This is a genomic window from Clostridium sp. AF21-20LB (assembly GCF_003478795.1).
GTDB classification, from domain to species: Bacteria; Bacillota; Clostridia; order Lachnospirales; family Lachnospiraceae; genus Otoolea; species Otoolea fessa.
In genome coordinates this window covers 35,389-42,177 of sequence record NZ_QUGD01000024.1, presented here as the reverse complement: position 1 = coordinate 42,177, position 6,789 = coordinate 35,389, and the positions used below count along the sequence as shown (strand labels likewise).

The window sequence follows — 6,789 nt, the reverse complement described above, 5'->3', positions numbered from 1 at the left end:
ATAATGCGGATGCAGTAGGAGCATTTAATATCCTGCGTAAATATCTTTCCGTATCCGGAAAACAGAAAGAACTGTCCGTAACCGGACTAAAGAATCCAGAAATAATAAAAGTAGCTGTATAGCCGAAAGGTAAGCAGTAGTGGTGTCATGGACGCACCCTGAAAAAAGGCGGTATCACGCCAGATTTCAGATGCTCTGGTAACTTAGTTACCGAGTAGTTCACTGTTATTCGAATTGATTGTGATTATTATACTGCAAAGCACAGGACGCTGTCAGTGAATCCAATCGTGTAAAATGAATGTTTCAGTACATATAATAGGAAACGCCACATGAAATATGATAAGATAGTGAAAGCAATTTTCATAGAACGTCCCAATCGTTTTATTGCGCGGGTAAAGATTGATGGCTCGGAAGAGGTAGAATCGGTTCATGTAAAGAATACGGGACGTTGTCGTGAATTACTGCTGCGGGGGGCGGAAGTGATTTTGGAAGATTGCATAGAAAAGAATCCAAATCGAAAGACTCGCTATGATTTGATTGCAGTTAAGAAGAATAAAAAATGGGTTAACATTGATTCTCAGGCACCGAATAAAGTGGTAAAAGAATGGCTGATGACACAGGGGTATGATTGTATTAAACCAGAGTATACCTTTGGAAATAGCCGGATGGATTTCTATATGGAAAAAGGAAAGCAAAAATATCTAATGGAAGTCAAAGGCTGCACCCTTGAGATAGACGGAGTTGGATATTTTCCAGATGCCCCGACGGAAAGAGGAGTTAAGCATTTAAGGGAACTTGCAGCTGCGTGCGGACAAGGATATAAATGTTTGATAGCATTTGTGATTCAAATGGAAGGCATCAGTGAAGTCAGGCCGAATACGGAAACGCATCCCGAATTTGGCGCTGCACTTCACGAGGCAAAGGCAGCAGGTGTTGAGGTGCTTTTCCTGAAATGTCATGTTGGGATGGATGGGTTGGAAATCATAGGAGAAGATGAGTCTTGAGGGCAAGGTTCTAAAGGAGAGAGAAATCTATGATACGTGAAATTGAGAATAGAAGAAGTATAAGAAAATATAAGTCAGATGAGATCGAAAGGAAGTTAATTGACGAGATCATATACAGTGCTTCCCTTGCACCATCTGCTAAAAACAGGCAGCCTTGGAAATTTATTGTATATCAGGGGAAAGAAAAAGATAAACTGGTTGATGTCATGCGTCATGGTATAAATTCAGAAAAAATGACCCATGAACTTATGCCGGAATGGGCATTTGCCATACCGGATGCTGAGAATACCGTTAGAATCATGCAGGAGGCCCCATGCCTTATAGCAGTGCTTAATACCAACCAGCATACTCCATTTGCAAGCATTGAAAATGAAAAGCGAATTGTTGAAATATGTGATTCACTGTCCATAGGTGCGGCGATTGAAAATATGATTCTGACAGCAACGGGATATGGATTGGGTACCTTATGGATTGCCAATACTTGTTTTGCCTATAATGAGCTGATGGATTTTATCGGAACAGACAGCCAGTTGACAGGAATTGTTGCGATTGGCTTTGCCAATGAAGCTCCGGCTAAAAGACCAAGGAAACCTTTCGAAGAAATTATTGAGTACAGATAGGTAAATCGTAATGAGTTAATTGTGTTATAATCAGGTTGGATGGAGAATAATCGTTATGATTAGAAAGTTGCAGAAGGCAGATATAACAGAGTTGCTGACATATGGTTGAAGACCAATCTGAAGGCACATTTTTTTATTTCCGAACAATACTGGATAAGTAATTATGAATTTGTGAAGGAATTGCTGCCACAGGCGGAGGTCTATGTGTATGAAGATGATAAAATGATTCAAGGCTTTATAGGAATAAATGATGAATACATAGAAGGTATTTTTGTTTCTGACGAAATGCAGTCACGTGGCATAGGTAAAATATTGTTGGATTACATCAAGGATAAAAAAGACAGATTACAGTTAAAGGTATACCAGAAGAATGTCAGGGCAATGTCTTTTTATCAACGAGAAGGATTTACTATTCAGAGTGAAGAGATGGACGAATTCACAAGAGAAAAAGAATATGTGATGAATTGGGAATCGTCTGGAATTTGAATACCCATGGCAGGAGGGGATGAACCGCCTGTTTGTTTACAAGATGGAAGATGATTCCCATCGGATGTAGTATTTTGCAGCAAGAATACCGAAGAGATTCTTCACCAGAATAAAAATATCTGAAGGGAGGCTTTCGATATGAAAAATAGAAAATACAGTCTTGTTTTTATAATGCTTTTGTGTATGATAATGGCAGTTTCAGCATTTCCGATGACAGCCAATGCCGATATGGGACCGAAGGCCTCTGTTCGGATTCAGTTTGAGCATATGGGGGATGAGCTCTGTTATGGAACTTTGCTGTCGAAGGAGAAATCTACTGGTCCGGCAAGTGCCTGGGATGGAAGAACGGAGAGTGCCCAGAAAGAGTACATGGATCCCGGTATCTGGGAGATCTTTGTGAATTACAAGGATCCGGATGGATACTATTTTCTGCAGCGGAGCTGGAAGGTAAGTGAAAGCAAAGAGCTTGCATGGACCTATTATCCGCCGGGTGATTTTAAGATTCTTCTGTATTATCCGGAAACGGAAACCTTTGTATCCAGTGGAATTTATGCTCGTTATGCATTTGATACGTATTATACAGTGGATATGGATGGTGTGGATATCGGTTCGGTGGAATACAATGATGATTTGAGTACCAATGAGCGGATTGAGGCTTACCGTTCGTATAATTACCGGCAGGAGATGCTGGCTCTTGGAGCAAGGATCGTCCTTACTATTTTAATCGAAATGATGGTGGCGCTGCTGTTTGGTTTCAGACAGAAAAAACAGCTGTTGATTCTGGCTGTTGTCAACATTATTACGCAGATTATCTTAAATGTGCTGCTCAATGTGATTAATTATAATTCCGGTCCTCTTGCATTTACATTTTTCTATGTACTTTTTGAGCTGATTGTATTTGCTCTGGAGGCAGTGTTGTATTGCACAATTCTTAAGAGGCTATCAGAAAAGAAAAAGGAGGATGCATATTATATCCTGTATTCCTTTGTGGCCAATCTGATCTCATTTGGTGCTGGATTATTCCTGGCGGCGAAACTGCCGGGCATGTTTTGATATAAAGATAGGGTAAGGTAACTCCTTAACGTGGTGAAATAGAAATACATACGGCAGGAGACAAGATATGGAAAAAAGATATTCAATTATATTCAGCAGTTTAACTGGAAATACAAGAAAGCTGGCCGATCAGATTCACGAGGTGCTGCCAGCGGAAACATGTGATTATTTTGGAGAAGCGAAGGGGGAGGAACCATCTTCGGAGGTTCTTTATGTTGGCTTCTGGACCGATAAGGGAAATGCAGACGGAGATTCCCTTAAACTCCTTGCGTCCTTGAGAAATAAAAAGATTTTCCTGTTTGGAACTGCTGGTTTTGGTGTCGATGAGGCCTATTACCGGAGGATCCTTACAAATGTGAAACAGTCGATAGATTCCAGTAACACGGTAATTGGTGAATATATGTGCCAGGGTAAAATGCCGATGGCAGTGAGAGATCACTATGTAAAGCTGAAGGAACAGCCGGAGTATCCGGCGAATCTGGATGTTCTGATTGAAAATTTTGAACGGGCGCTTTCACATCCGGATAAGGATGACTTAGATAAGCTTAGAAATATCGTTTTATCATAAAAATAGACCCAAAGGAGTAAATTTGTGTTGACAAACAGAATCAATGAATCCACCTTGAAACGTTTTGATATCAGTGCGGCGGCACTGCATATCATCGCCATGACGCTTATGCTGATGGATCACCTTTGGGCGACGCTTCTTCCTGCTAGGGAGTGGCTTACCTGTGCCGGAAGAGTGGCATTTCCTATCTTCGCTTTTATGGCGGTGGAGGGCTACTTCCACACCAGAAGCTTTAAAAAGTACATCCTTCGGATGCTGCTGTTTGCAGTGCTTTCAGAAATTCCCTTTGATTTGATGTACGGCGGTACCTGGTTTTATCCAGTTCACCAGAATGTCCTCTGGACATTCCTGTTGGGCCTTTTAGGTGTCTGGCTTATGGAACAGGTACGGAAAAAAGGAAAAACCTGGATGTATCTGCTGGTGTGCGTTTTGGTTGTGCTGGCAGGTCTGGTACTGGGAACTCTTTGCATGGTGGATTACTACGGGGTCGGTGTTCTGACGGTATTTGTGTTCTATTTCCTCCATGGGCGGAAATGGTGGTGCTTCTTGGGACAGCTGGCTGCCCTATACTGGCTGAATGTGGAACTGCTGGGCGGTCTGATGTATCCGGTTCAGCTCTTTGGCATGGAATTTGAACTGTGCCAGCAGGGGCTTGCGCTTCTGGCATTGATCCCCATCTGGCTGTACCGCGGCAGACAGGGCTACCACAGTAAACCATTCCAGTATCTCTGTTATGCATTTTATCCAGTTCATATGCTGCTGCTTGTGGTGGTACTGAATTTCATCAACCGATGATAAAATTTTACAATTCCCGCCATTCATGGTATCATAACAGGTAGTAAAATTGCCTGTGAATACCTTGAATGGCGGTGATTTCCGTCAGTCGGTTTACCGGGCTATCCGTCATGGCCTGATGCAGGCACATTCGATGCTTTTGGAGCCATTTTATGCATTTCATCTGACGATACCGGACAAGATGGTAGGACGTGCAATGACGGATCTGGAACGCCGGTTTGCGGTTTTTGAAGGACCGGTTCTGGAGGATGGACAGGCGATACTTACCGGTCGTGCACCGGTTTCATCCCTAGATGGATATGGACCCTGCCATAATGAGGAAGAGGTCATCGAAGCAGCCGGTTATGATCCGGATGCGGATTTGGCAAACCCAAGCGGCTCGGTCTTCTGTTCCCACGGAGCCGGATTTGTGGTAAATTGGGACGAAGTAAAGGATTATATGCACCTGGAAAGCTGTCTTGGCTCTTCCAATGGACGCCGCCGGATGACCGGATTACGATTATATCGGCCATCGGCAACCATGATGAGTCCACCGGAAGTCCGGAGGATGTAATATCCGCAGCTTTGATTATCGCTGATAAGACGGATGTGCGAAGAAGCCGTGTTCGTGAAAAAGAGAGAGCCGCTTTTGATATCCACGACCGTGTGAATTATGCGGTAACAGAGTCCAAACTTAAGATTGAAAAGGATCGTTTAGTTATTGCCCTGAATCTTCAGGTAGATGAAAAGATATGTTCCATGTATGATTATTTTGAGATTTTCCTGGGAAGAATGATGCTTTGCCGGAAGTCGGCGGAGATACTGGGAACGACCTTTAAGTTGACTGTAAATGGACGGAAGGTGCTGTAAAAAGTACCTCCCGTCCTTCTTTTCTGTTATCTTACTGATACGTCTCCGTCTTGATAAAGGAATCCATATATTTGATATACTCCTCTTTGGTAAAGATGGGCTGATAATTCGCTACAATCTCTTTTGCTTTCACAGCCCCGTACCGAAGCAGGCGGTAAGCGGAGAGGGCGAAGATTTTTGCAGTGACCACATAGGCAAGCTCATCGTCTACGATATCGAAATCAACGGAGTGGAGACCGCTTACCTTACCGCCGGTGTTGAAGGTAAGGACCGGCTGCAGATGCTGTACATCCCCCACATCGGTGGAACCGCCGCTGTAGGCGTGGGTATCTTCCTGGACGATCTGGTAATCGTTTTCACTGGTTTGTGCGGCAATCTCAGCGGCTGCCAGGACTGATTCATCGGCTTTTTCACTCAGAGCCGGAAGATATCCGGGCATAGTGGTGATTTCGCAGGCAGCACCGACGGCGATGGCACCGGCTTTGAAGGCACGGTCCGTTTTGGCAGCAGCATCTGCGATGGCATCCTTGTTGGCGGCACGTACCAGAGTTTCGATTACCACCTCATCTGGTACTACATTGACGAGATTACCGCCTTTTGTGATAATGGGATGAATCCGGACATGGTCATCATCCCGGAAGGTTTCACGCTGGTAAGCCAGGGCGGAAAGTCCGAGGGAGGCTGCATTTAATGCATTGACTCCCAGATGCGGGGCACCGGCTGCGTGGGCAGCCAGTCCCTTATAACGAATGACCTTGGAGACGAAACCGTTGTTGGAGTGAGAACCAATACTGATATCCTTGTCTCCGGTGTGGTGGACGATATCCAGGTCGATATCATCAAAAGCACCGATGCGGATGAGTTCACATTTTCCGCCGCCGTATTTGATTTTTCCCTGGGCGGTCAGGGAGTTTTTAAATTCAATCTCACCATATTCCTCTGCCGGTACGGCGAAGAATACAACCTGTCCGTCCAGTTCTTTTTTTACATCTGCATGAGTCAGAGCCAGGGCTGCACCGATGACACCGGCCAGCTGGGCATGATGTCCGCAGCAGTGAGCTCCCTGAGTCTCCGGATTGGCATATTTATGTTCCGGGATGCGGAGCGCATCCAGTTCCCCGATGAGAGCCAGACTTACATTCGTTTTTTCTTCTTCATTTAAGTAGGCTTTGACACCGGTGACAGCCAGTCCTTCCTTTGTCTCAAGACCCAGATTTTTCATGAAAGAAGCAAATTTTTCTGCAGTTCTGTATTCTTTATAACCCAGCTCTGCATGGGTGTAGATATCTTTGGCGAATGCGATGATCTCGTTGCGGTGTGCGTCTATGATATCGACAATTTTCTGTTCGGTTTTATCTAAAATGAGAGCCATGTGAAATCCTCCTGTTTCCTGCTGGTGCCTTCCGATGCTGTT

At 44.4% G+C, this 6,789-nt stretch carries 7 protein-coding genes and 2 pseudogenes; 8 read left to right on the top strand and 1 reads right to left on the bottom strand.

What is annotated here, in order from left to right; translation table 11 throughout:
- Positions 1–329 precede the first annotated feature (329 nt).
- From sfsA to DWX76_RS11245, 8 genes and pseudogenes are all read left to right on the top strand, one after another.
- Positions 330–1,004 (top strand): DNA/RNA nuclease SfsA, encoded by a 675-nt coding sequence (gene sfsA, locus DWX76_RS11280; protein ID WP_118570697.1) that lies wholly within the window; start codon positions 330–332, stop codon positions 1,002–1,004.
- 29 nt (positions 1,005–1,033) lie between these two features.
- Complete coding sequence (locus tag DWX76_RS11275; RefSeq protein ID WP_118570696.1) at positions 1,034–1,624, top strand: nitroreductase family protein; 591 nt, start codon at positions 1,034–1,036, stop codon at positions 1,622–1,624.
- Between the two features lie 55 nt (positions 1,625–1,679).
- Positions 1,680–2,110, top strand: a pseudogene (locus DWX76_RS11270) (N-acetyltransferase).
- Positions 2,111–2,248: 138 nt separating this feature from the next.
- The gene (locus DWX76_RS11265) at positions 2,249–3,163 is read left to right on the top strand and encodes a hypothetical protein (protein WP_243022557.1); all 915 of its coding nucleotides are present in this window, start codon (positions 2,249–2,251) and stop codon (positions 3,161–3,163) included.
- A 67-nt stretch (positions 3,164–3,230) separates the two neighbouring features.
- Positions 3,231–3,731 (top strand): flavodoxin family protein BilS, encoded by a 501-nt coding sequence (gene bilS / locus DWX76_RS11260; RefSeq protein ID WP_107000621.1) that lies wholly within the window; start codon positions 3,231–3,233, stop codon positions 3,729–3,731.
- 24 nt (positions 3,732–3,755) lie between these two features.
- On the top strand, positions 3,756–4,526 hold the full coding sequence (locus DWX76_RS11255; RefSeq protein ID WP_233430205.1) for a TraX family protein: 771 nt from the start codon (positions 3,756–3,758) through the stop codon (positions 4,524–4,526).
- Positions 4,527–4,596: 70 nt separating this feature from the next.
- Positions 4,597–4,986: pseudogene (locus DWX76_RS11250) on the top strand (translation elongation factor G); the annotation flags it as partial.
- Between the two features lie 104 nt (positions 4,987–5,090).
- Positions 5,091–5,375: a hypothetical protein gene (locus DWX76_RS11245; protein ID WP_333491310.1), complete on the top strand. Its 285-nt coding sequence runs from the start codon at positions 5,091–5,093 to the stop codon at positions 5,373–5,375.
- Between the two features lie 31 nt (positions 5,376–5,406).
- Here the strand turns inward: DWX76_RS11245 and DWX76_RS11240 are convergent, their stop codons facing one another.
- Complete coding sequence (locus DWX76_RS11240; protein ID WP_118570695.1) at positions 5,407–6,747, bottom strand: amidohydrolase; 1,341 nt, start codon at positions 6,745–6,747, stop codon at positions 5,407–5,409.
- Between the last annotated feature and the right edge of the window lie 42 nt (positions 6,748–6,789).

Coding starts and splice junctions, on each gene's coding strand:
- sfsA (WP_118570697.1), top strand. CDS start 330: ATGAAATATGATAAGATAGTGAAAGCAATTTTCATAGAACGTCCCAAT.
- DWX76_RS11275 (WP_118570696.1), top strand. CDS start 1,034: ATGATACGTGAAATTGAGAATAGAAGAAGTATAAGAAAATATAAGTCA.
- DWX76_RS11265 (WP_243022557.1), top strand. CDS start 2,249: ATGAAAAATAGAAAATACAGTCTTGTTTTTATAATGCTTTTGTGTATG.
- bilS (WP_107000621.1), top strand. CDS start 3,231: ATGGAAAAAAGATATTCAATTATATTCAGCAGTTTAACTGGAAATACA.
- DWX76_RS11240 (WP_118570695.1), bottom strand. CDS start 6,747: ATGGCTCTCATTTTAGATAAAACCGAACAGAAAATTGTCGATATCATA.